The 20110-nt window shown below is 59.2% G+C and carries 34 protein-coding genes and 3 pseudogenes; 20 read left to right on the forward strand and 17 right to left on the reverse strand.

All coding sequences use genetic code 11. The annotated features are described in order from the left end of the window. From AC07W0_RS19895 to AC07W0_RS19960, 14 genes are all read right to left on the reverse strand, one after another. The gene (locus AC07W0_RS19895) at positions 1-330 is read right to left on the reverse strand and encodes a phage holin, lambda family (RefSeq protein ID WP_102617989.1); all 330 of its coding nucleotides are present in this window, start codon (positions 328-330) and stop codon (positions 1-3) included. A 36-nt stretch (positions 331-366) separates the two neighbouring features. Then, positions 367-1080: a DUF1983 domain-containing protein gene (locus AC07W0_RS19900; protein ID WP_102617990.1), complete on the reverse strand. Its 714-nt coding sequence runs from the start codon at positions 1078-1080 to the stop codon at positions 367-369. 235 nt (positions 1081-1315) lie between these two features. Continuing rightward, complete coding sequence (locus AC07W0_RS19905) at positions 1316-1669, reverse strand: antiterminator Q family protein (RefSeq protein ID WP_065870011.1); 354 nt, start codon at positions 1667-1669, stop codon at positions 1316-1318. Positions 1670-1672: 3 nt separating this feature from the next. Continuing rightward, entirely contained in the window at positions 1673-1990 is a 318-nt protein-coding gene (locus AC07W0_RS19910; RefSeq protein WP_102617991.1) for a hypothetical protein, read from the reverse strand. Beyond that, positions 1987-2154, reverse strand: a complete 168-nt coding sequence (locus AC07W0_RS19915) for a hypothetical protein (protein ID WP_158243617.1) — start codon at positions 2152-2154, stop codon at positions 1987-1989. The genes AC07W0_RS19910 and AC07W0_RS19915 overlap by 4 nt, the downstream gene beginning before the upstream one ends. Positions 2155-2192: 38 nt before the next feature. Next, entirely contained in the window at positions 2193-3473 is a 1281-nt protein-coding gene (locus AC07W0_RS19920) for a tyrosine-type recombinase/integrase (RefSeq protein ID WP_102617993.1), read from the reverse strand. Beyond that, on the reverse strand, positions 3470-3778 hold the full coding sequence (locus tag AC07W0_RS19925; protein ID WP_102617994.1) for a hypothetical protein: 309 nt from the start codon (positions 3776-3778) through the stop codon (positions 3470-3472). The genes AC07W0_RS19920 and AC07W0_RS19925 overlap by 4 nt, the downstream gene beginning before the upstream one ends. Further along, on the reverse strand, positions 3775-4206 hold the full coding sequence (locus AC07W0_RS19930) for a VRR-NUC domain-containing protein (RefSeq protein ID WP_102617995.1): 432 nt from the start codon (positions 4204-4206) through the stop codon (positions 3775-3777). Before AC07W0_RS19930 ends, AC07W0_RS19925 begins: the two co-directional genes overlap by 4 nt. After that, positions 4203-4499: a DUF1364 domain-containing protein gene (locus tag AC07W0_RS19935; RefSeq protein ID WP_102617996.1), complete on the reverse strand. Its 297-nt coding sequence runs from the start codon at positions 4497-4499 to the stop codon at positions 4203-4205. The genes AC07W0_RS19930 and AC07W0_RS19935 overlap by 4 nt, the downstream gene beginning before the upstream one ends. Then, entirely contained in the window at positions 4496-5179 is a 684-nt protein-coding gene (locus AC07W0_RS19940) for a replication protein P (RefSeq protein ID WP_102617997.1), read from the reverse strand. The genes AC07W0_RS19935 and AC07W0_RS19940 overlap by 4 nt, the downstream gene beginning before the upstream one ends. After that, positions 5176-5952 (reverse strand): helix-turn-helix domain-containing protein, encoded by a 777-nt coding sequence (locus tag AC07W0_RS19945; protein ID WP_102618029.1) that lies wholly within the window; start codon positions 5950-5952, stop codon positions 5176-5178. Before AC07W0_RS19945 ends, AC07W0_RS19940 begins: the two co-directional genes overlap by 4 nt. Before the next feature lie 11 nt (positions 5953-5963). Continuing rightward, the gene (locus tag AC07W0_RS19950; protein ID WP_102617998.1) at positions 5964-6626 is read right to left on the reverse strand and encodes a phage antirepressor KilAC domain-containing protein; all 663 of its coding nucleotides are present in this window, start codon (positions 6624-6626) and stop codon (positions 5964-5966) included. Positions 6627-6776: 150 nt separating this feature from the next. After that, the gene (locus AC07W0_RS19955; protein ID WP_102617999.1) at positions 6777-7199 is read right to left on the reverse strand and encodes a phage regulatory CII family protein; all 423 of its coding nucleotides are present in this window, start codon (positions 7197-7199) and stop codon (positions 6777-6779) included. A gap of 82 nt (positions 7200-7281) precedes the next feature. After that, a complete protein-coding gene (locus AC07W0_RS19960) occupies positions 7282-7596 on the reverse strand; it encodes a helix-turn-helix transcriptional regulator (RefSeq protein ID WP_371918427.1) in 315 nt (104 codons plus the stop codon). A gap of 20 nt (positions 7597-7616) precedes the next feature. Between AC07W0_RS19960 and AC07W0_RS19965 the strand changes: the two genes are divergently transcribed. Beyond that, a complete protein-coding gene (locus AC07W0_RS19965) occupies positions 7617-8468 on the forward strand; it encodes an XRE family transcriptional regulator (protein ID WP_102618001.1) in 852 nt (283 codons plus the stop codon). An 87-nt stretch (positions 8469-8555) separates the two neighbouring features. On the opposite strand, the gene AC07W0_RS19970 is transcribed toward AC07W0_RS19965, so the two are convergent. Beyond that, on the reverse strand, positions 8556-8873 hold the full coding sequence (locus AC07W0_RS19970; protein ID WP_102618030.1) for a DUF1654 domain-containing protein: 318 nt from the start codon (positions 8871-8873) through the stop codon (positions 8556-8558). A 453-nt stretch (positions 8874-9326) separates the two neighbouring features. On the opposite strand from AC07W0_RS19970, the gene AC07W0_RS19975 reads away from it, so the two are divergent. From AC07W0_RS19975 to AC07W0_RS20005, 7 genes and pseudogenes are all read left to right on the forward strand, one after another. After that, the gene (locus AC07W0_RS19975) at positions 9327-9614 is read left to right on the forward strand and encodes a hypothetical protein (protein ID WP_146013179.1); all 288 of its coding nucleotides are present in this window, start codon (positions 9327-9329) and stop codon (positions 9612-9614) included. Between the two features lie 779 nt (positions 9615-10393). Continuing rightward, complete coding sequence (locus AC07W0_RS19980) at positions 10394-10675, forward strand: hypothetical protein (protein ID WP_102618003.1); 282 nt, start codon at positions 10394-10396, stop codon at positions 10673-10675. Then, positions 10672-10986 (forward strand): hypothetical protein, encoded by a 315-nt coding sequence (locus AC07W0_RS19985; RefSeq protein WP_102618004.1) that lies wholly within the window; start codon positions 10672-10674, stop codon positions 10984-10986. The genes AC07W0_RS19980 and AC07W0_RS19985 overlap by 4 nt, the downstream gene beginning before the upstream one ends. Positions 10987-11067: 81 nt before the next feature. Further along, positions 11068-11433 carry a hypothetical protein gene (locus AC07W0_RS19990; protein WP_102618005.1) on the forward strand — a complete coding sequence of 122 codons (366 nt, stop codon included), beginning with the start codon at positions 11068-11070 and terminating at the stop codon, positions 11431-11433. Positions 11434-11491: 58 nt separating this feature from the next. Beyond that, the gene (locus tag AC07W0_RS19995) at positions 11492-12523 is read left to right on the forward strand and encodes a hypothetical protein (RefSeq protein ID WP_102618006.1); all 1032 of its coding nucleotides are present in this window, start codon (positions 11492-11494) and stop codon (positions 12521-12523) included. Between the two features lie 68 nt (positions 12524-12591). After that, positions 12592-13248, forward strand: a pseudogene (locus AC07W0_RS20000) (DNA cytosine methyltransferase); the annotation flags it as partial. Positions 13249-13320: 72 nt separating this feature from the next. After that, positions 13321-13530, forward strand: a pseudogene (locus tag AC07W0_RS20005) (DNA cytosine methyltransferase); the annotation flags it as partial. Here the strand turns inward: AC07W0_RS20005 and AC07W0_RS20010 are convergent. Further along, positions 13527-13757: a hypothetical protein gene (locus AC07W0_RS20010; protein WP_048376017.1), complete on the reverse strand. Its 231-nt coding sequence runs from the start codon at positions 13755-13757 to the stop codon at positions 13527-13529. The pseudogene AC07W0_RS20005 and the gene AC07W0_RS20010 overlap by 4 nt on opposite strands. 72 nt (positions 13758-13829) lie before the next feature. Here AC07W0_RS20010 and AC07W0_RS20015 point away from each other — a divergent pair, with 72 nt between their 5' ends. The 12 genes from AC07W0_RS20015 (at position 13830) to AC07W0_RS20070 (ending at position 20001) form a co-directional block, all read left to right on the forward strand. Then, on the forward strand, positions 13830-14369 hold the full coding sequence (locus tag AC07W0_RS20015) for a DUF4406 domain-containing protein (RefSeq protein WP_256580834.1): 540 nt from the start codon (positions 13830-13832) through the stop codon (positions 14367-14369). Next, entirely contained in the window at positions 14366-14725 is a 360-nt protein-coding gene (locus AC07W0_RS20020; protein ID WP_146013180.1) for a hypothetical protein, read from the forward strand. Before AC07W0_RS20015 ends, AC07W0_RS20020 begins: the two co-directional genes overlap by 4 nt. Next, entirely contained in the window at positions 14722-15018 is a 297-nt protein-coding gene (locus AC07W0_RS20025) for a hypothetical protein (protein WP_102618009.1), read from the forward strand. Before AC07W0_RS20020 ends, AC07W0_RS20025 begins: the two co-directional genes overlap by 4 nt. Before the next feature lie 91 nt (positions 15019-15109). Continuing rightward, positions 15110-15307 carry a hypothetical protein gene (locus tag AC07W0_RS20030; RefSeq protein WP_028236739.1) on the forward strand — a complete coding sequence of 66 codons (198 nt, stop codon included), beginning with the start codon at positions 15110-15112 and terminating at the stop codon, positions 15305-15307. Between the two features lie 2 nt (positions 15308-15309). Beyond that, a complete protein-coding gene (locus AC07W0_RS20035; RefSeq protein ID WP_102618010.1) occupies positions 15310-15969 on the forward strand; it encodes a hypothetical protein in 660 nt (219 codons plus the stop codon). A gap of 49 nt (positions 15970-16018) precedes the next feature. Next, positions 16019-16264 (forward strand): hypothetical protein, encoded by a 246-nt coding sequence (locus AC07W0_RS20040; RefSeq protein WP_102618011.1) that lies wholly within the window; start codon positions 16019-16021, stop codon positions 16262-16264. Further along, the gene (locus AC07W0_RS20045; protein WP_102618012.1) at positions 16261-16986 is read left to right on the forward strand and encodes a hypothetical protein; all 726 of its coding nucleotides are present in this window, start codon (positions 16261-16263) and stop codon (positions 16984-16986) included. The genes AC07W0_RS20040 and AC07W0_RS20045 overlap by 4 nt, the downstream gene beginning before the upstream one ends. 51 nt (positions 16987-17037) lie before the next feature. Then, on the forward strand, positions 17038-17310 hold the full coding sequence (locus tag AC07W0_RS20050; RefSeq protein WP_102618013.1) for a hypothetical protein: 273 nt from the start codon (positions 17038-17040) through the stop codon (positions 17308-17310). Positions 17311-17346: 36 nt separating this feature from the next. Next, positions 17347-17568 carry a hypothetical protein gene (locus tag AC07W0_RS20055; protein WP_102618014.1) on the forward strand — a complete coding sequence of 74 codons (222 nt, stop codon included), beginning with the start codon at positions 17347-17349 and terminating at the stop codon, positions 17566-17568. A 187-nt stretch (positions 17569-17755) separates the two neighbouring features. Then, positions 17756-18961: a site-specific integrase gene (locus tag AC07W0_RS20060; RefSeq protein WP_102618015.1), complete on the forward strand. Its 1206-nt coding sequence runs from the start codon at positions 17756-17758 to the stop codon at positions 18959-18961. A gap of 22 nt (positions 18962-18983) precedes the next feature. Beyond that, the gene (gene folE, locus AC07W0_RS20065; protein ID WP_010566419.1) at positions 18984-19529 is read left to right on the forward strand and encodes a GTP cyclohydrolase I FolE; all 546 of its coding nucleotides are present in this window, start codon (positions 18984-18986) and stop codon (positions 19527-19529) included. Between the two features lie 100 nt (positions 19530-19629). After that, positions 19630-20001: a glutathione S-transferase N-terminal domain-containing protein gene (locus tag AC07W0_RS20070; protein WP_017845838.1), complete on the forward strand. Its 372-nt coding sequence runs from the start codon at positions 19630-19632 to the stop codon at positions 19999-20001. A gap of 16 nt (positions 20002-20017) precedes the next feature. On the opposite strand, the pseudogene AC07W0_RS20075 reads toward AC07W0_RS20070, so the two are convergent. After that, a pseudogene (locus AC07W0_RS20075) lies at positions 20018-20092 on the reverse strand (outer membrane lipoprotein carrier protein LolA); the annotation flags it as partial. Positions 20093-20110 lie beyond the last annotated feature (18 nt).

Raw genomic sequence — 20110 nt, forward strand, 5'->3', positions numbered from 1 at the left:
TCAAGGCGTCCTGTTTGGCAGCTTGAAGTCAGTCACCCTGTCGGCAATTGCACGAACCTTCTCGACACCGAGCAAGCCAACCCAACCACCAACGAACGCAGCCATGCTTTGAGGCAGTCCGAAGAACTCGAAACCGCTGATGATGGTCAGGGTGAGCCCGCCGCAGATGGCGCCCTCGACCAGCATCTGGCGGCGGGTACCACCGCCGTAGGTGATACGCAACACAGCCATGGCACAGGAAAGGCCAGCCGCGTACAGAAGGGGCGAATGCTGGCTCAACCACGCAAGCACAATCGCCCAGGTGTCTGGCTTGTCTGGCATGTTTGGCATCTCAGGTTCCTCCCGAGTTGGGAGTTAGGGAATGGATTAGCGGGAGCGGTAAAGCAGGCCGCCGGGGCGCAGCTCGGAGCGGATCACTTCTTTGACCTGGTCGTCCAGGTTGAAAACAAAGCCATCACGCTCGCCAATGCCTATACCGGCTGCATAGGGACGACCGTCGGCACCCATTTGCGTTCTCAAGAACCAACTGGCGGTGAAGCCCTTACGGGCGGTGGCGTCCTTGATAGCTGTCTGGCTTATAAACACCTGGTCATCCGCCACTACGAATGGCGGCGGTTGCTCGGCCTTCGTGAGGTCGCCATAGCGAATGCGAGCGACGCCATCGATAGAGATGGTCGTCAACCCGCCCTTTTGCGTGATGCGTGTTCCAGCGACTTTCGCCCTCGCCTGCCGCGCAGCTACCTCTTCGGCAGTTTCGTGGCGCTCGTAGGTCAGCGAGGTCCGCACATCCGAACCATCACGATCAAATGAGATGTCCTCGGTCGTGAACTCCGCGCTTGCTCGGCACCCTGCTGGGATCTTTTCCAGCTCGGCTCCGATAAACGCCAGGCGCTCCAGTGCGTTGGCTGGCAGATCGTATTCCGACCAAGAGCCCGCCGTGACGGTGATCAACTGAGGATCACTTGGCAGGGTGCCGACTTGGATCTGGGCGCTGTTGATTTCGAAGTGGCCGCTGACGTGGTCGAGCTTCCAGCCGGAAACGCCCGGCACGTAGTTGCCGGATTGGATAGAGCCGGACATTTGCTGTGCTCCAGAAACAGAAAAGGCCCACCAATATGGCGAGCCTCGAAATAGATCAGCTCCAGCAGCACTCCCAGGTCGGAGCGATGGGTGTGGTGGAGCCGAAAACGAAAAAGCCCCGGCAAATGCCGAGGCTCAAGGAAGTGTAGAAAGCAAAAAGCCCAACTCTAGGGTCGGGCTTTGCTCGCGGAAAAACCGCAAAGTAACTTAAATCTATATATCGTCCCCGGGCCTGTCAAGCAGCCTGACGACGAATATCTAAAGCCCCATCAATCCAGGCAATGCCGGCCTTCCATAGCCCGCGCGTCTTCTCTTCGCCGAAGCCCATCTTCTTTCCGACTTCCATCAATGAGCTGTCGCGGGTGGTGTAGTACTTCATCAGCACCTGGCCGCATTCGGGGTACCGCTTAAGCAGGCGGCCCATCAAGCCATCGATCATAAGCGCGTCGTCATCGGTGATCATCGGCGACAGGATGGTGTTCTCGCGAGAGGCGCAGCAGGACACACCGGAGCCCAGGACAACCCAGCGACCCCAATGCTCGAGCAGATCCTCGGCGGTGCGTTCTTTAAAGCTCGGTGTGAAGGCCATGGCTCAATCCCCTGTGAAGTTGGTGGCACCAGGGCCACGGCGGTTGTTCTCGTTGTATTGCGCTTCAGCGCCGGCAGGCTTAAAGCAGTTGAATTGCGCGATCTGATGCTCGGCGGCCTGGAGGCGGATGCTCAGCTGCGTCACCAGCACCTCCAGCGGCAGCGCCTCACCGGTTTCGGCGGTGACCCAGCCCGAGGCGTTGCACTGCACGCACGCCAGTTCGTGGAATACACCCTTGATCACAGCGCGACCACGGCATGCCGGGCACTTGGCCAGGTCGAGTTGAGCGGCGCGGAAAGCGGGGCCGTGGGACTTCTTCATTTGGCCTCCAGCAGTTGCTTGTGCAGAGCGTAGATGTCGTCACCATCCGAACAATGCGCGGTATGCCTGACCAGGTGCCGATCACCCGTCGACATCTTCACGTCGAGCACCTGCCAGCCGTTCGAACTGCGGATCACCACCGAACTGACATCTGCGGGATTCACGGCGAGGCCAGAGTGCCTTTCGAGCAAAATCATCATTTTTAAACCTCGCCTATGGTTGATTCTTGAATGGCCTTGCAGCCCTTATGTTCTGCGGCGTGCAGCGAATCACCGGAATCTTCAAATCTAAAGCCGGTCAATCCGTGAATAGCTGCAAACCCTTTCTGATCTAGATGCGCGTGCCACTGCTCCAGCGCGTTACGCTTGCGGGCCATGACGTCGGACTGGATGTACACCTTCACGTTATGGCCCATCGCGTGGTTGATCAGCAGTTCGCCAATGAGGTGGTCGACGCCGAGGTCTGCCCAACCGGTGCGGGCCACCTTGCGCAGGTCGTGGCTGGTCCAATCACCCTTACCTAATCGACGGAAAACAGCACAGCCCTGAGCCTCGCCCAGCGCCTTGCCGTTGCGCGCAGGGAACAGGAACTGGCCGTCATAGCCTCGGGCGTACTGACCTTCGCGGTACTGGATCAGCAGCGTGCAGACCTGCTCGGTCAGTGGCAGGTGATGCTCGACGCCGGTCTTGGTGTGCTCGGCCGGGATGAACCACTCGCGCTCGGCCAGGCTGATGTGCGACCAGCGCGCCATCCGGGTTTCGCCGATCCGCGTGCCGTGGCACAGCATCATCAGGGCCAACATAGAATCCAGCGGGTCAGCAGCCATGACCTCGGCCAACTGCTCCAGCACCCCCTCCAATTGAACGCCGCGCAGGCGGGACGGCTTGATCCCGACCTTCGCTTTTGAGAAGTCGTTGAACCTGATCGCCGCCATCGGATTGGATGTGATCAGGCCCAGCTTTGTGGCCTGACGGAAAGCCAGGGCTAGTAGCTGGAACACAGAACGCACGTAGTCGATGGAAATGCTTTCCTGCATCGGCCACATGAGCTGGCTGTCGAGTGCGGCCTTGTCGAGACTGATCAGCGGCAGGTCGCCCAGGCGGGGCTTCAGGTGGCACTTTATCATCGAGGCACTGGTTTTCTTGCGTTTGTCCGACAGGCTCCGGTCGCGCGACATGCGATCAGCGAACCAGTCCAGCAACTCACCGACGGTATCCCACTTCGAGAGGCTCGCCCCTTCGCCAGCGGCCAGCCGCAAGCGAATTGCAGGGAGCGCCGTGACGACCTGCGTGTGATACAGCTCAGGGTATTTTCCGATGGGGTTCCATTTGCCCTTCAGCACCAGGAACCACGACCCACCGGTGCGCGCCTTGTTGAAACGCAGGTACAGGCCTTTATTCTCAAGGTCACGCAAATCCTGAACGGTACCGGAGGCCTGCCGCTTGATTTCGGCCTGGGTGATCTTCACGGCGGCAGTCGTCATGCGATCACCGCCCGCAACTTCTGCTGCTCTGGGGTGAGGTCGCCGCGCAGAGGCATGAGATGGCGCGGCTCGTGAATGCCGAAGTCGCCCTGCACAGGCTCTGCATCAGCAATCCAGCAAAGCCCGTCCCCGACCACCACCCAGCAAGGCACGTCGTCATGCTGGTAGGCGATGCCGTTGGGCGCGATGTAGAAATCGCCCTTTACGATGAACCGCCGCAGTTCGCACTGCTTGCCGATGTTCTGGGTCAGCGAGTTGGCACCAACGATCATCGCCTGGTCGCCTGGCTTGAAGTTATGGCTCATGCGGCAGCCCTCGTTTGTGGTTGAAGTAGGTAGGCCCTGATGGCCTCAATGGCGTCGACGTGCCCACGGCAGACGATGGCTAGGTAACCCTGATCAGTCAGCGCCTGCAGGTAAGCGTCCTGCGCAGGGGAAACGGCGGCGTCATACGGCGCCCGGGCCTTGAATTCGATGTACAGGCCAAAGTACCCGCCCCGAGCCATCGGCAGCACCAGATCAGGCACGCCAGCCTTGACGCCCTGCTCTTTCAGCTTGATCGCCACCAGCTTGTGCCGGTGCCCGCCGTTCGGGACGTGGAAGATCAACTTGGCGGCAGCCGGGTAGCGCAGGTCGATCTCTTTCATTAGGGCGGCCTGTTCCTGCCCTTCCCGGTCGACTGGCTTGGCGCGCGCTGTCTTCGGGCTGAATGGCTTCACGGCAAATGGCTTCAAAGTTTCACCTTCCCTTCGCGGATCAGGATGTCTTGCGTGCGCATTACGCCCTCAGCGAGAAACAAACGGATCTCGTATTTGGTCAACTGGCCAGGCGCGCGCAAACGGCCGTCGGCGACGTCATGGCAGTAACCGCAGGCCCAGGCAGCCTGGAAGTCGTTGGGCTTCATGCCCATGCCACAGGTACCGGCCAGTCGGTAGTGAGCCAGGACTGTGGTGGATGGTTCGCAGGAGCAGCCGGGAAACCGTACTTGGCACTCGCGATCGCGGGCGGCGTTGGTGAGTTTGCTCACTGGAAACCTCCCGCCCGGCGGGCGCGCAATTCGGCCAAGGCCTTTTTCCCCACCTCTGGCGTTATCTTCGGTTCCAGAGCCAACTCTGCCACTGGCACCGGGGCCAACTGCTCGCCCTGCCAGATGCGTCGGCACTGGATCAAGTACTGCTTCTCGAAGCTAGCCAGCCCAAGCTCGCGCGATAGAAGCGGTAGACTGTGAAAGCCCGCCGCTGCCGTGGCGTGGTACACGGCCGGGTGGTACCACTTCGAGCAGCTGCGCATGGCGGGGTGACAGTTGCGGAGTGCCTGGGCGTAAGCAGATTCAACATTGGGCAGGCCCAAGCCTTCAGGCGCAAAACACCAACTGACGAACACGCCTGGGGCAGGAACGAAAGCCGACTTGCTCGCACTCACAACGCGCATTCCGTGATCGATCTGCTCCATCCGAGTGATGCCGGAACGCATGAACTCGCCCAACCACTCCAGCTTGGAAGCGTTCATGACGGCCTCGGTCGGCCAGGACTGACGCCAGGCACCGCACGCACCGCGCAGCCGCAGGAAAAGATCGTCTATTACGGCCTGAGTTGAAGGATCGACAGCGACGACCGCCGGTGACTGGTCGGGCCCCTGATAGGTCGGATCAGATCGGCGGCGAGCAACCAGCTCACCCACGGCGACAGGCTTGTTTGATCGGTTCACAGGCGCACTCCTTTCGCTGCCCAGTCATCACCGGCTGAGCCTTCCTCGTTGGTGGCTGTACTGGCAGCCAGGGCTCGCTCTCGCTTGATCCAGCCGACAAGCTTGAAACACCAACCGGCGGCCGTATCTACAACGGATGTTTTGGCGACGAAGAACCCCTTGAACCCCGACAGAAGCTCAGCGGTCAGGGCGTCAGCTGGCAAACCGGCGATCTTCAACTGAGTCTCCAGCGCCTCTACCGAGGGCTCGAATTCAGCAAACATTGCGAACCGTTGGCGATCATCCTGCTGCTCCAGCGCCTGGCGATCCTGCTCAGCGATCAAGTCCGAAAGCTCGCGCTGCTGCTGCTCTTCGGTTCCTTGATGGTTAAGTGATGGATTGGGTGCAGCTGCTGCACCCCGTTCTGTTCCAGGCTGCACCCCGTTGTGTTGTGAGTTGCACCCCGCTGCGTCATCTGCACCCCGTTTTGCACGGGGTGCAGGATTTGCACCCCGCAATATTTGGAGGTCGTAAACGACGGGGCGGCGGTCGTGGCGATCAATGTGCACCGCAGCGATGGCCTGATTGCCCTTTTTGATCAGTCCAGACTGTTCCAGGTCATCAAGTTTGTAACGGACAGTGCGCTCGGAAAGACCGGTGTCCTGGGCAAGGGTAGAGGCAGATGGGAAGGCCCCGGTACCGTTCGAGCCGGCGTAGTTGGCCAGGCACAGCAGCACGTGACGCGCGCTTGAGTCTTTGAGGGTTTGCACGGGCAGAGAGAGCGCCCAGGACATTGCTTGAACGCTCACAGCGAGTTTCCTTGGATTTGTTCGGCGAGAGTGGTGATGCCTTTGCGGGTGACCATGACCTGCTCGACCACCTTGAGATCTTCCTCGTCGCCCTTGCCTACCTTGACCAGCTTGTGCTCGAGCAGGCCGGCGGTGAGGCGGGGCTGATACGCAGACCAGGCCGAGAACGCCGCGCGGCGGTAGATCCAGCGGTTATCGCTGAGCCACTTGAAGAGTTTCAGCGGGCCGATGCCCAACTGCTTGGCGGCCGAGGTGATGCAGATAGAGCCCTCAGTGGCTGACAGGCGCTCAAACGCTTGAACCTTCGGGGCCTGCTGCTGGATGACCTGGTGCAGCGAAGCGTTCTGCTTGGCCTGATCGGCGGCGAGTTGGAGGGCTTCGGCGAAGTTGGTGGGGATTTGGAGCTGCCCGACAACCTTCGACTCCAACTCCTGCCACCGGTCGATCACACGAGCTCGATGCTCGTCGCTGTAACCCGCGATCACTAGATGGGTGTCACGCTCCGTAAGGTCGTAGACATCAATTGGACGCCCGCCAGTCGACTCTCGGCGGCTTTTACGATCAGATCGTAAAAGCCCTTTACTGAAGAGCCGCTCGATTGTCGCGATGACATCGTTGTGGCGAGCCTCTACCAGATCTGCGATCTCGCGCGAAGACATTGTGTGGCGCGACACCTTTTCAGAATTGCCAAAAAGTGTCGCGACACTAGGGGTATTGCCAGGGGTAGCTGTCATGTTCATAATGGCCCCACGAATTGTTTCTGCTGTTGAAAGAACCGCCCTGCCAGGCGGTTTTTTTATGCCTGTGATTCAGGCGGCCTTCAGCGATTCGCGCAAAACTTGCAGAGCGTCTATCGCCTCAAGGATTGCTTTATCGCCCTGGGCTTTTTCGTGCTGGCTGATGTGGTTGTCCGCCGTGGCATCGAAAATCAATCGACCAACATCACCGCATTCCGCGGACAATAGGCCCAGCGCGGTCATCAGCGGTTTGGCTTTAGGCTTTTCACGAGCCACGAGGTCAAAACCGAATTGGTCAGCGAGCGCCACCAGCGGGCGCATGTCTTGTGTGTGGAGCAGCACGCCAAACAGATGCTCGATCGTTAGGTGGTGCGCCGCGTTGTCCGGGTTTGAGCGCTGCAGAAGGCTCACGTGAGCCATGCACATTTTTCCTGCCAGCTCCTCTGCCCCGCTTTCCTTGATGGTGGTGTGGCAAGCCCTCAAGAAATCTTCCATTCGTAAAACCTCAAATCTGTTTCAGTGGTGCCCCGACGGTTCAGGGGCGATCATTTAGTCAATGCGATGGCGGACAGGGATTTCAGGCGGCTGACTGAGATGAAATTCCCTCAGGCGGAAATACCTCATCAAGAACGCACTCAGCTCCAAGGGTGTTCAACGCAGACACGATCAACCGCGCCTCGCTAAGTCCTGGGCAACGCAGACCGGACTCGTAATTCGCGAGGCGCGATTGATTCCACCCAAGCGACCGACGAAGTGCAGCCTGGGTAATCCCGGCTTTCTCTCGAATGTTTCGGACGTGGTTCATGAAAATCGCTCCTATAGCTATTGGCCCAAGGATAAACACGCATCGTGTTAAAGGCAAACACAATAAGTGAGTGCGCAGATATTTCATTTCGTGATGGAATCCAGCGTATGAATGAAACTATTGGTAAGCGCATTAAGCGCCTTAGAACTGCCGCGAAAATGTCCCAGGCCCAGCTGGCAGATGCCTGTGGATGGAAATCGCAATCGCGAATAGGAAACTACGAGGCGGACTCGCGAGAGCCGTCGTTTGCGGATATTGAGTCCATTGCGAAGGCACTCAGGGTTGATAAATCTGAGCTTTTACTAGACCTTCGCGGCGCGCCAATAAGCGACGCCAAGTCCGGCACGACCAGCCTTGCACCTGTGACGCCGAAGACGTCCTCTGCTGACTTGGTCGCCCAAATGCTGGCGAGGCACGGTAAGAATCTTCCAAGCGAGGCACGCCAAAGAATCGCTGACGCGGTGCGGGATGCTGCGGAAGAGGTCATTTCGGGAAATGTGATCCAGGCAGACTTTTCGGGTCTCAAGGCTAGGCCGGAAGAGATCATCATTCGCCAATATGACGTGCGCGCCTCTATGGGCCACGGCCAAGTGCCGGGCGACTACAACGAGGTGATTAGGAACCTGGTCATCCGTGAGGACGTGCTGCGAGAAAAAGGCATCACCTACACATCCACTCACTCCTTGGCAATGATTACCGGTTGGGGCCAGAGCATGGAGGGTACGATCAACGATAAAGACCCGCTGATCGTCGACAAGGGCGTCAACGAGTACGCAGGCGACGGTATCTACGTCCTCACCTGGCATGAGCACCTATTCATTAAGCGAATTCAAATGCTGGATTCCGAGCGTTTCTTGCTGGTGTCCGACAACCCGCATGTAAGGGATCAAGAAGCCCGTATTGAGGATGTGACAGTCCACGCCAAGGTTCTGCTGATCTGGAATGCGAGAAAGGCTTAAGTCATACCCCTCGCTAAACCAAATCAGCAGCTGCACCGCTACCTGCAAGGCATTTCCCCCGCCGTTGAGCTGGCTCTTCGGCATTCGTCAGAAAAGCGCTGGCTCTTCAATGGGCTCGACTTCGCCTGTATCAATCAGCCGATCCTCATCGCTTGGCGCCTCCCATTCCAGTAAGACACCGCCATCATCCTGGAAGATCATATTCACGCCGTCGGTCTCGGCTATCTGCCCCATTACCTCCTCCCATTCCGCGTCCCGATCCGTTTCCAGTCTATGAATAAGCGCTGCGCATCTTTCCTGGGCGCGTGGCGAATTTATCATTGACGAAACACGCAGACCTAGCCGTTCCACGCTGCTCATCTCCTGCCGTGCTGCTGGTTTAGCCTGCTTCGCTGCTTTTGCCATATCACCCTCCCGATAGCTGTACATACATCCAGTTGTAGCAAAATCATATATCACGCTGCGTGAATTTATAACCCTCCAGATAGAGAAATTCAGCGGGGGAACTCACGAAAATAAATCACGATGCGTGTTGACACGCGAAACACGATGCGTGATATTTAAGGCCGTCGCAGCAACACACAGCAGCCACAAAGGCATCACCGCTCTTTAACAGTCAGCGCAACACAGAAACACCAACAGACCGCATTGCCTATACCGGCGACCGGCGATCAGACGGGTCAGATAGCCCGCCCACGACAGGAGAACCCTGTACGGCTGATCGAGAGCGAAACGCTCGAACCGCGCGAACGACCTGGCAAGCAATGCGCCCCGCCCCTTCCGGCGGCAATAGGACGGACAGCATCACTGAAGCACCTTCTTGCGAGGGTGCTTTGGGATGACAGAGAGGATAGGAATATGAAAAGCGGCGCTGAAGAGCTACCGAAAATAGAATCGCCTTCACTGCAAGTCCGCATAGAAGCGGCACTCATGACGCTGGCTTGCCAGGGCGACCCAGGGCTACGGACAAAGCTCAGCCTGATGCACCCTAGCCAAGACATCGACAAACAAAGCTGCTTGAAATTTGCAACGATCGTTCTCAGCCGGACGATAGCTGCTTCATTACGAGCTTTGCCTCCTCCGGCGATTGAGACGATTTCGAAAGAGTTAACTGAATATCTCTTTTCAGAATTCGAATGTCCGTGACTGCGTGCCAGAAGCCGTTCGCTACGAAGATCGCATCACCAATCTTGATCGGCTCGTCGCTCTCGTAGGTCTTCGGGCAGGAATCATCAAAGTCGAATCCGTACTTCAGTTTGAATTTGCGCATAGCAAGTTCGCCCTCCTTTGCAGGCTGCGTTGTGTGAGAGCGCTCAGCCTATCGCAAAGCCCGTCACCTGGGCAGTGGTGAGCTGGCCGCCGGCCACCCTATTGGCAACGCATCACTTCTGCCCATTCAATGAGTGGGCAGCGGGATGGCGAAGGCCTACGGGAATGGGCGAACTACACGTATGAACCCCATATAAAAGTAATGGTGACGTGGAAGTCCGGTGCAAGCCCGGGCCCGAGCACCTGGTACTCCCCAGCACCAGGCCGCATCGGATATAGCTCGGCCCTCTGTCGTGATAGCAGGGTGGCCACCTTGTCCCGAGCTGGTGCGATCAATAGCGCCTTGTGAAGACGGACAACACTCGGAGGGATTCGAGCTATATCCGATGCGGACGAACACCCGGCGCGCGCCGGCCACCTGCATTTCAACCCACCCAGAACGGAGGATTGGCAGCTATGTAAACAACAAACTCAGGCGCTCGACCGCCCCCCCCTGCGTGACATAGGGAGGTCTATGTAACGCAACGAAAAGCCCGGTCCCTACTGGGCTTTTTTTCATCTCGCGTTTACCCGTCAGCGCCCTCCCCTGGGCCCACCGGCACCCGCCAGGCGGTCAGGGTGCTGACGAATACACGCAACCCACTGAGGCATCCACCATGCACGCATCAATTCAACAGCGCGTAGACGGGGTTGCGGCCCTGCACGTGCGCTCCCGCATCGCGACCGCCGAGTTCTACGCCTTGATCGGCAAGGAGGCGCCAGTGCAGAAGATTCGCTTTCAGATCCGCACCGCCGGCAAGGCTTACCACATCGTGGAGATCGCCACCGGCAAGGTAAAGGGCTTCCGCTGGACATGGAAGGATGCCAGCAACTTTGCCCAGGAGTTGGAATCTCGGGCCGACGGCGTGAAGGTGACGCTGTCAGGCGGCGCGCAATGATCGGCGCCCCGCTGCCCGACCCGCGACACTCGATCATCGACAACCTCAACCAGCAGCTCGAAGCGTTCTTCGGTTCCGGCAAGACCGTCCAGTTCATCCCGAGCGGTGTTGGTGTCGACGGTCCCTTCAACGGCACCACGGCGCACCACGAACGCCTTCGCAAAGAACGCGACAAGCTTGCCCCTGCTGTGCGCGCCGAGGCAGCCAAGGGCGTCGTGGCAAGTGTCGCGGCGAAGAACCTGGGCATGCACATCAAGCGCGTGACGCTGATCGCCCAGGAAAACGGCTTCAAGTTCGCCGACACCCCATGAGGCGCATCAGCAAGATAACCGCCGCGCGGCGCCGGCCTGCATGGCTGGCAATCCCGGAAAGTGGAATCGAAGAGGTAGGCCATGGCCGAGGAAGAGCAGCAGCCGACGGCGGAAGCCCTCAAGCAGCGCCGCAAGCGCGAGAAGGCGGCGGCGAAGGACGCAGCATTGGGCGTCGAGAAATTTACGATTGAAGTGGCCGGCATCTTCAAAAAAGACCTCAAGCGCCTGATGAGGCAGCACGGCTTCAACAACCAGCAGGAAGTACACCAGACACTTCTACGCAACGTGATCGCCGCTGACTTCGAAACCGCGGCGCAGATGCTCAAGTGTGTCACGACACCTTTTGTCGTTACCGAAAAGGTGTCGCGGCTCATTCGAGCGGCTGGCCTGAAGTCGCTTGCCGACGACCCGCCAGAGCCTGAAGACGAAATCGAAACACCCGCTTAACCAACACTACACGCTGCATCCGGAACCCGGAGGGCGGCGCCTGACTGGAGGTAATCCAATGCAAATTCAACGCGAAGGTCGCGTGTCGTTCGGCGAGGCGCGCCTGGCTGTGTGGGAGGAAGGTATTCCTCGCGAGTGGGACGCCAAGGTGATCTGGGAGCGCAAGTTCAAGCGCGAAGTGTTCAAGCGGATCATTCAAACGCTCAATCGTATCGGATGGACCGTCGGCGAGCAGACCCACATCTTCACTGGCAACAATTCACGCCATTGCGTGAAAGGCGATCTGCAAGCCGACCTCAAGATCTGCGGGCGCAGCATTGAACTGGAGTTCTTCCAGGCCGTGAACACGCCGGATCGCGCTGATCATAGCGGGCGGTACCAAAGCGACAAAGAAAAGCACATGCCGTACCTGGCTCGCCTGGAAATGCAGCGTACCCGCACGCGCATTCGTGACTATCTGTGCAACGTCTTCACGGGCTACACGTTCAAGGCGTCAGATCGGAAGTGCGGTTTAGGCGGCTTGACCAACATCGAGTGGATCAATGCCGACTATGTAAGCAAGCGCCGCTTCGGTCCGCCAGACATTCCCGCTGCCGATTACAACTCGGTATCAGGCGACAAGAAAACTATTCAGCATGGCTCAAAGGTTTGGACGACTGACCGCAAAGGCCGCTGGTACCAGGGCACCGCGTTCGTGAACATCAACAACATGTGGTGGGTGGCTTACGGCAAATACGGATACACCAACAAGGCGTGCTTTGAGCTCTTTGTTGACCGGCCGGCAGATATCAGGACCAAGAAAAACGAGCGGGCCCGCCGCCAGCGCTTGGAAGACATGATCGCCAGAGCAGTGGCCGGGATGAACTATCAGCGGGCCGAGGTTCTGCGCAAGGTGCTTTTCCCTGAGCCTGAGCCGTTGTTCATGATCCTTAACGTGAAAGACGGGGTGTATTTCCGGCCCAACTACAGCGGGTACACCAGTGACATGATCAGGGCTGGCAAGTACACCCGCGCGGAGCTGAAGCCTTATCTGGGCGACGCTGACGAAAAAGACGATCTGAAGGCCGTGCCGATTTCTCAGGCCGCCTGATCCGGCTCCATGCCGGTCACCCGTAATACCCCATATCAACGAATCACGCCAGCCGGCGAGGATCCCCTATGCCCGATATCACCTACGGCTCTGTGTGCAGCGGCATCGAGGCCGCGACCCAGGCCTGGCACCCGCTGGGCATGCGCGCCGCCTGGTTCGCCGAGATTGAGCCTTTCCCTTCGGCGGTCCTGGCCCACCACTACCCCGACGTGCCCAACCACGGCGACATGACTAACCTGGCTGCCCTGGTGCTGGCCGGCAAGATCCCGGCCCCGGACGTGCTTGTCGGCGGCACACCGTGCCAGGCCTTCTCGGTCGCCGGTATGCGCGAAGGCCTCACCGACCCGCGCGGCGCCCTCACCATCAAATACGTGGAGCTTGCAGATGCAGTTGACTATGTTCGCGCCGGCCAGCGAAAGCCCGCCAGCGTCATCGTTTGGGAGAACGTCCCCGGCGTCCTCAGTGACAAAGGGAACGCCTTCGGATGCTTTCTTGGCGCGCTTGCTGGGGAAGACTGCGAGCTGCAGCCTCCAGGGAAAAAATGGCAGGACGCTGGTTGTGTGTATGGACCCAAAAGAACAATCGCGTGGAGGGTCCTGGACGCCCAATATTTCGGCCTGGCCCAACGACGCCGTCGTGTGTTCGTTGTCGCAAGTGCTCGAGACGGGTTCGATCCCGCCGAGGTACTTTTTGAGCGCGAAGGCACTCGCCGGGATAGCCCGCCGGGATGGCCGGCGAAGCTTGCACTTCACCCTACTCTCACGGCGCAAGGGGGTGGCTCTCTCGATGACCGAGAGGCATATGTACTGGAGTGCGAAGGCGTTCGCCGAACCAGCGTGATCGAATGGGAGCGCTGCCAAGGCTTTCCCGACGACTACACCCTAATCCCCTGGCGCGGCAAGCCTGCCAGCGAATGCCCGGACGGGCCCCGCTACAAGGCGATCGGCAACAGCAAGGCCGTCACCGTGGTTCGCTGGATCGGCCGGCGCCTTCTGCAGCAGCTTTAAGCCCGCTCGGCAATCAAACGGGCCCCGACCTCACGCCCGGCAACCTGCGCCAGGCCACGGTCAACATAGGTTCGGTCACCGGCAACAACCGGCACCACCACCTCACCACCACTCTTTACCTCGACGTTGATACGCCAGGTCTCCCGGCCTTCCTCGTCCTTGTCGCACTCCATGTAGTTCCAAACCTGAAAGCCTTCGATCTCATCGTAAATATCGTGCTTGGTCATGGTCCAGCCCATTTATAGGAAGGGACCATCGTAGCACCACACCGCCCGGGCATGGCCCGGCAAGGACTCCCCGTGCGCACTCAAGACAACAAAGATCCGCAATCCACCCGCCTCGGCACGATGGTTTTTACGATCGCCAACGAGCTGGTCAACCATTACGGCAAGAAGCTTGATCGCGAAGTTATCGATGAAATCACGCGGAACCTTACTTTCGAGATGTGTCAGGGACCTACCGCATGGGCGTTCGGCGGTAAAAGTCAGCCAGGTGAGCCAGTCGTAACGCTGCAGGCCAGTAGAGCTAACCGTGTCTACGTGGCCGGGCCGATGACGGGCATCGAGGACTTCAACTACCCAGCCTTCAACGCCGCGGCCGAACAGCTCCGCGCACAAGGCTACGAAGTCGAAAACCCAGCAGACCACGGCATCGTCGAAGGTGCCCAGTGGGCCGACTACATGGCCTACGACCTGACCCGTCTGGGCCTGTGCGGGATCATCGCCCTGCTGCCGGACTGGGAGAAGTCGCAAGGCGCGTGCTTGGAAGTCCTGATCGCCGAACGCCTCGGCATGACGGTTGTGAATGCCCATGATCTGGTAACGAGGGAGGCTGTATGAGCCGATTCTGTTTTTGTAACTGCCCTGCGGGCTTCTCCGCTGAGCCTGAGCGCCACGCACCTGATTGTCCCGGGCGATTCGGCGCGGGCAAGGCACAGACTCCAGTGCCGGCCACACTTACCGCTTCGCAGCCGGTGGAAAGTGGCGTGGACTTCGGAATCGACGGGCGATCGGTGCGCGTATCGCAGGAGGTTTACTCGATCTTCCTGGCGCGTGAAGCGGCCGGACGAGAAAAAATCGCGGCCCTGCAACAGCGCCTGACCGCTGCCGATCAGGAGATAGATGATTTGCGGGCTGAGCTCAAGGCTGTGCGTCTGGGACCCTGCAAGATGATCGTCGGGGACGAACTGCCATGACCCACAAAAGCTACAGGCTCGACCCGAACGTGAGAACCATCACCGACCTGGTGACCGATGAGCAGGTGCAGAGCTCATTCCAGGGCACCAACTTCGGCCACGATGACTTTCGCGGGCTACTGGCCCAGGGCTGCATCAAGGCGCTGGCCGGCTGGCACCAGGGCCACACGCTGACGACCATCCTTGAAGAGCTGCGGCTGATCAGCTGGAACCGGCAGGTTGGCAAGATCAAGGTCACAGCCAAAGGGCGCCACTACATTTGGCTCGCCTTCAAGGGCCGCCCGGGCGTCTGATCCCGATAGGAGTACATCCGTACTCCACCCGCAAAACCTGTAACCCCTCCCCCTTCAAAGTCAGCCGCTATAGCGGCAAGGACGAACTCGCATGAAAAAAATGTACTGGATTCTCCGCGCCGCTTTGCACATGCGCAGCCTGATGGGGTGGTGGAAACCAAAAGACCTCGCCTTCTGCTGGGAAACCGGCGCCGTGATCTACGACAACTACGAGTACGACGGGCGCCTCAATGAAATCGGCGAGCCCGCCGAGGAAATCGCCGAAGAACTCAGTTGCTGGAGCGAATGACCATGAGCGCAATCAAAGAACGCCCCATCCTGTTCTCAGCGCCGATGGTGCGCGCCGTCCTGGAAGGCCGGAAGACGGTCACGCGGCGGGCAGTGAAAGGTTTCCAAATCCCTACCGAGGACACCGCCATTCCGATTGGCGATCGTCAGCGCTGGAGCGCAATAGGCCAGCGAGACCCGCGCTATGGCTTCTGCGTATTCGGATCGACCGAAGCAGAGTGCGCGAAGGAACTGGAACAGTATGCACCTTGCCCACATGGCCGACGCGGCGACCGGCTTTGGGTGCGCGAGACACACAGCCTTGTACCCGACCCAGAAGAACCGGCCGGCTATTCCCAGGTGCTGTATGCAGCCGACGGGCAGCAGTACGGAAAGAACAGACCATCCATCCATATGTTTCGCGCTGACAGCCGCATCCTGCTGGAGATCACCGACGTGCGCGTGGAGCGGTTGCAGGACATCACCGAGGATCAGGCCAAGGCCGAGGGCGTCCGGCTCTACACCGATCATGCCGAGCTCGGTGACTGGTGGCACGTTGAGGGAATCGAGACCTATAGCGCCGACCCTCGAAAGTCTTTCGAGCTGCTTTGGTCATCCGTCGGCGGTGATTGGGAAGCCAACCCATGGGTCTGGGTGGTCGAGTTCAAGCGGGTAACACCATGATCGCCACCCTCTGGTTCGCCTACGTCTTTATCTACAAGGGGCCGAGGCCATGAATACCTATCGACACACCTTCGCAGCCGTCTGCCCTTCCGACGGCGAAACGATCCTCTACCGGCTGGAGTTGCGGTCGAACTCCATGATTCACGTCGAGCACATCAAGGCGGCGACGGCACTGATCAAAAAGGGCTGGCATGAGCAGATCGCCGACCGCCTGGCTGAATCCCTGGGCGGTGACCAAACCATCATCGCCACGCACCAAGGCGTCGAGATCGAAACAGTGAGGCTTAGCGGATGATCCATTACCACGGCACGCCTGTCGGCGGTAAGCGAGAGGATGCGGCAAAGTTCCTGGCCGGCCGGCACGCGCTGGTGCCGTTCCCGCGCAAGGACGATCTTGGGATCGTCGCCGATGTGTGCAAATCGTTTGTTTTCGATAACGGCGCGTTCACGGTGTGGAAAAAAGGTGGTCAGGTGGACGTCGAGGGCTACACGCGATGGGTAGAAGACTGGCATCGACACCCTGGATTCACTTGGGCGCTCATTCCGGACGTTATCGACGACGACGAAGAGGCCAACGACAACCTTGTTAGGCAGTGGCCAGAGGAACTTCGCGGAGTACCCGTCTGGCACCTGCACGAATCGACTGAGCGCCTGCAACGGCTGGCGAGGTGTTGGCGAACGGTTGCCATTGGCAGTTCTGGGCAATGGGCTACACCGGGCACTGGGCCATGGTGGAAGCGGATGGGCGCCGCGATGGACGCTGTCTGCGACGACCAAGGCCGACCAGCATGTCGCCTCCACGGCCTCAGGATGCTCGACCCCGCGATATTCCAGCATCTGCCCTTCGCGTCAGCCGACAGCACGAACGCCGCGGTAAACGGTGGAAGCATCAGTCGCTTCGGCATGTATGCCCCACCGACCGCCGGCCAGCGCGCAAACGTAATCGCTGACCGCATTGAGTCGCACAACAGCTCACCGATCTGGCAGAGAGAAACCCAGGCCGAAATGGCGCTGTAACCCCAATCCCCCTACATTCCTGCCGGTGAGCGGCGGGCGAGGTATTCGTGCATGACTGAAAACCAATTCCCCCACGAGGCCTGGGTGCTTACCGCTGGCTTCGCGCCGAAAAAGGTAGAGATCGTGGGCATGTACAGCCTGAACGGCTGGATGCAAGCCCAGAGTCGAAAGATCTACCACCAGGCGGACCTGTTCACCTCCAAGGAGAAAGCCATTGAAGCCGGTTGGCGTCGGCTGGATGAGCAGTGGAGTGCGCTGCAGAAGCGAGCAGACGCCATCGTCAAGAAGAAGGTGATGCTCACGAAGCATTCAGCCAAACCCTAACCAGCCTTCTGCCGCCCAGCGCGGCAAGGACACCCCATGTTCGCTATGAAACTCACCCTGATCCTGCTGGCCGCTCTGCTGTACCTGTTCGGCACCGGCTACTGGTTCATCTGGCTCGGGCCTGACCTGCTCAGCACCGGCACCACCGAGGCGCTACTCGGCGCATTCGCCGGCACCTGTGCCTGGATGCTGATCACCTTCGGCCTGGTCATCCACATCATCAAGACAGCGCGCCCCACAGTGGGCGGCGGGAGGTAGTCATGGCAGCAGCAGAGCAGATACCCGTCGAGTACCTGTCCGACAAAATCGCGGAGAAGAACTTCGCGGAGATGGTCGGGACAACGCGGCGCGCGCTTCAGGGAAAGCGCCAGCGCAACATCATCCCGAAAGGGGTGTGGAACGAAATCGATGGTCAGATTTACTACAGCATCAGGAGATATGAGGCATGGCTAGAAAGCCTTTGGGATTGCCCGCCGGCGTTGAATTTGCAGGCCAGTCAGTCCGCATTCGCTTCACCTGGAAGTTCCGGCGCTGCGAGACCCTCGCCTATTCCCAAACGCCAAAAGGCATTAAAGCGGCCGCAGATCTACGCTCTACAGTAATAAGCCTGATCAAGCACGGCGTGATGGACGATAAGCGTTACGCCGAGCTTTTCCCGAACTCGACATATTCCACCTACTCCGCGACTCCACTGTTTGGAGAGTACGCCCAGACCTGGCTGGACAGCCGCGAAGTGGTCGGGGGCACCCGCAAAAACTATCGGATATCCCTCAACCTTTACTGGATGCCGCACCTCGCGCTGCTTCCGATCGACCAGATCACATCGGCAATGCTCCGGAAAATATCCGGAGAGACGCCGTGGAAGTCGTCGACGGTAAAGCGCTCGGCGATCCAGCGCCTGCACACGATGTTCGAGTGCGCCGTGAACGATGAGCTGATCACCAGGAACCCGGTCGGCTCAATTGAACTGCCTGTGAAGGCGAAGAAACCGGTGGACCCTTTCACAGTAGCGGAGGCGGATTTGATCATCGGGCACCTTTATGAGGTGCTGACCGGTTCAATGCGGGTATACGCGGCCTACTTTGAGTTCGCGTTTTATACCGGCATGCGGCCTGGGGAGATAGCGGCGTTGCGCTGGGACGAGGTGGATACAGAGGGGCGTGTCGCCAACGTGTGCAGAATCGTCGCTGACTACAAGATCGAGGAGCGCACGAAAACGCGTGAAACACGGCGAGTCATGCTGAACAGTCGGGCGCTAAATGCGATTGAGGAGGCCAAGAGCGTGGCCGAGTTGAGGGCGAAACAGAGCCGGCGCCAGCATAAACAGTCGCCTTACGTTTTCCCGCCGACCAAGAACTTCGAGTTCATTCAACAGGCCAGCGTGACCGACAAGCACTTCAAGGCGGCACTGGTCGCGCTGAAGGTCAGGGCCAGACGGCAATACAACTGCCGCCACACTTACGCTACCATGTGCTTAATGGCAGGCATGAACCTTGGGTTCATCGCTAATCAGCTCGGTCACAGCGTGCAAATGCTGCTGACGACTTACGCCCGATGGATCAACTCCAGTGAAGACTGGAGCGAAGTCGGGAAGCTTGAGCAAAGCCTGATTGGTACAAAATTGGTACAGGCAGAAACCGTACCCCTCTAGAACCCATACGGAATAACGCTCTGTGACATTGGAACAGAATTACACCGCGATCCTCGGCCAACTCGGCGAGGACGTTACCCGCGAGGGCCTGCTCGACACGCCAAAGCGTGCCGCCAAGGCGATGCAGTACCTTTGCCGCGGCTATGAACAGACACTGGAAGAAGTCACCAACGGTGCCTTGTTCAGCTCCGACAACAGCGAAATGGTGCTGGTCAAGGACATCGAGTTGTACTCGTTGTGCGAACACCACCTGCTGCCGTTTATCGGCAAGGCCCACGTCGCGTATATCCCGAGCGGCAAAGTGCTGGGCCTGTCGAAGGTCGCGCGGATTGTCGACATGTATGCCCGCCGCCTGCAGATCCAGGAAAACCTCAGCCGCCAGATCGCCGATGCCGTGATGCAAGTGACCGGCGCCCTGGGCGTGGCCGTGGTGATCGAAGCCAAGCACATGTGCATGATGATGCGCGGTGTGGAGAAACAGAATTCGTCGATGATCACCTCGGTGATGCTGGGTGAGTTCCGCGAAAACGCGGCGACCCGCAGCGAATTCCTCAGCCTGATCAAATAACCGGTCGGGTAGGAAAAAGCCGGCGTTCATCGCCGGTTTTTTTTCGCCCCCACAAATCAAGTAAGATGCTGCCCTCTGTTCTGGGCAAGAGGTTTCAGCCATGTTCGTCAAAGCACTTCGAGTGGGCCTCGGCCACGTCATCATCGCGGGCGACTACATTACCCGTCCACGCAAAAAGCAGCGCCCCGCCGAGCAGCAAGCGCAGGTCAACGCGGCCGCCAAGGAGCTGACCCTGTATCAGTTCCACGCCTGCCCGTTCTGCGTGAAGACCCGTCGCACCCTGCATCGCCTGAATGTGCCGGTAGCGTTGAAGGATGCGAAGAACAACGAACAGGATCGCCAGACCCTGCTGGAGCAAGGCGGCAAGATCAAAGTGCCGTGCCTGCGCATCGAAGAGAATGGCCAGACCACCTGGATGTATGACTCCAAGGTGATCATCGATTACCTGGACAAGCGCTTCGCCGCCGCCTGACAAACGCCCTCTCCTCTGTAGGAGCGAGCTTGCTCGCGAAAAACCTGAGGACGCCGCTGGGTGTCAGGTTCCCCTCGTTATCGTTGACGATTTTCGCGAGCTAGCTCAC

Source organism: Pseudomonas sp. GW704-F2, assembly GCF_059423025.1.

Bases quoted from the DNA above. Each gene is read 5' to 3' on its own strand.
- AC07W0_RS19895 (WP_102617989.1), bottom strand. From the start codon at position 330: ATGCCAAACATGCCAGACAAGCCAGACACCTGGGCGATTGTGCTTGCG.
- AC07W0_RS19900 (WP_102617990.1), bottom strand. From the start codon at position 1,080: ATGTCCGGCTCTATCCAATCCGGCAACTACGTGCCGGGCGTTTCCGGC.
- AC07W0_RS19905 (WP_065870011.1), bottom strand. From the start codon at position 1,669: ATGGCCTTCACACCGAGCTTTAAAGAACGCACCGCCGAGGATCTGCTC.
- AC07W0_RS19910 (WP_102617991.1), bottom strand. From the start codon at position 1,990: ATGAAGAAGTCCCACGGCCCCGCTTTCCGCGCCGCTCAACTCGACCTG.
- AC07W0_RS19920 (WP_102617993.1), bottom strand. From the start codon at position 3,473: ATGACGACTGCCGCCGTGAAGATCACCCAGGCCGAAATCAAGCGGCAG.
- AC07W0_RS19925 (WP_102617994.1), bottom strand. From the start codon at position 3,778: ATGAGCCATAACTTCAAGCCAGGCGACCAGGCGATGATCGTTGGTGCC.
- AC07W0_RS19945 (WP_102618029.1), bottom strand. From the start codon at position 5,952: ATGTCCTGGGCGCTCTCTCTGCCCGTGCAAACCCTCAAAGACTCAAGC.
- AC07W0_RS19950 (WP_102617998.1), bottom strand. From the start codon at position 6,626: ATGTCTTCGCGCGAGATCGCAGATCTGGTAGAGGCTCGCCACAACGAT.
- AC07W0_RS19955 (WP_102617999.1), bottom strand. From the start codon at position 7,199: ATGGAAGATTTCTTGAGGGCTTGCCACACCACCATCAAGGAAAGCGGG.
- AC07W0_RS19960 (WP_371918427.1), bottom strand. From the start codon at position 7,596: ATGAAATATCTGCGCACTCACTTATTGTGTTTGCCTTTAACACGATGC.
- AC07W0_RS19965 (WP_102618001.1), top strand. From the start codon at position 7,617: ATGAATGAAACTATTGGTAAGCGCATTAAGCGCCTTAGAACTGCCGCG.
- AC07W0_RS19970 (WP_102618030.1), bottom strand. From the start codon at position 8,873: ATGGCAAAAGCAGCGAAGCAGGCTAAACCAGCAGCACGGCAGGAGATG.
- AC07W0_RS19975 (WP_146013179.1), top strand. From the start codon at position 9,327: ATGAAAAGCGGCGCTGAAGAGCTACCGAAAATAGAATCGCCTTCACTG.
- AC07W0_RS19980 (WP_102618003.1), top strand. From the start codon at position 10,394: ATGCACGCATCAATTCAACAGCGCGTAGACGGGGTTGCGGCCCTGCAC.
- AC07W0_RS19985 (WP_102618004.1), top strand. From the start codon at position 10,672: ATGATCGGCGCCCCGCTGCCCGACCCGCGACACTCGATCATCGACAAC.
- AC07W0_RS19990 (WP_102618005.1), top strand. From the start codon at position 11,068: ATGGCCGAGGAAGAGCAGCAGCCGACGGCGGAAGCCCTCAAGCAGCGC.
- AC07W0_RS19995 (WP_102618006.1), top strand. From the start codon at position 11,492: ATGCAAATTCAACGCGAAGGTCGCGTGTCGTTCGGCGAGGCGCGCCTG.
- AC07W0_RS20010 (WP_048376017.1), bottom strand. From the start codon at position 13,757: ATGACCAAGCACGATATTTACGATGAGATCGAAGGCTTTCAGGTTTGG.
- AC07W0_RS20020 (WP_146013180.1), top strand. From the start codon at position 14,366: ATGAGCCGATTCTGTTTTTGTAACTGCCCTGCGGGCTTCTCCGCTGAG.
- AC07W0_RS20025 (WP_102618009.1), top strand. From the start codon at position 14,722: ATGACCCACAAAAGCTACAGGCTCGACCCGAACGTGAGAACCATCACC.
- AC07W0_RS20030 (WP_028236739.1), top strand. From the start codon at position 15,110: ATGAAAAAAATGTACTGGATTCTCCGCGCCGCTTTGCACATGCGCAGC.
- AC07W0_RS20035 (WP_102618010.1), top strand. From the start codon at position 15,310: ATGAGCGCAATCAAAGAACGCCCCATCCTGTTCTCAGCGCCGATGGTG.
- AC07W0_RS20040 (WP_102618011.1), top strand. From the start codon at position 16,019: ATGAATACCTATCGACACACCTTCGCAGCCGTCTGCCCTTCCGACGGC.
- AC07W0_RS20045 (WP_102618012.1), top strand. From the start codon at position 16,261: ATGATCCATTACCACGGCACGCCTGTCGGCGGTAAGCGAGAGGATGCG.
- AC07W0_RS20050 (WP_102618013.1), top strand. From the start codon at position 17,038: ATGACTGAAAACCAATTCCCCCACGAGGCCTGGGTGCTTACCGCTGGC.
- AC07W0_RS20055 (WP_102618014.1), top strand. From the start codon at position 17,347: ATGTTCGCTATGAAACTCACCCTGATCCTGCTGGCCGCTCTGCTGTAC.
- AC07W0_RS20060 (WP_102618015.1), top strand. From the start codon at position 17,756: ATGGCTAGAAAGCCTTTGGGATTGCCCGCCGGCGTTGAATTTGCAGGC.
- AC07W0_RS20070 (WP_017845838.1), top strand. From the start codon at position 19,630: ATGTTCGTCAAAGCACTTCGAGTGGGCCTCGGCCACGTCATCATCGCG.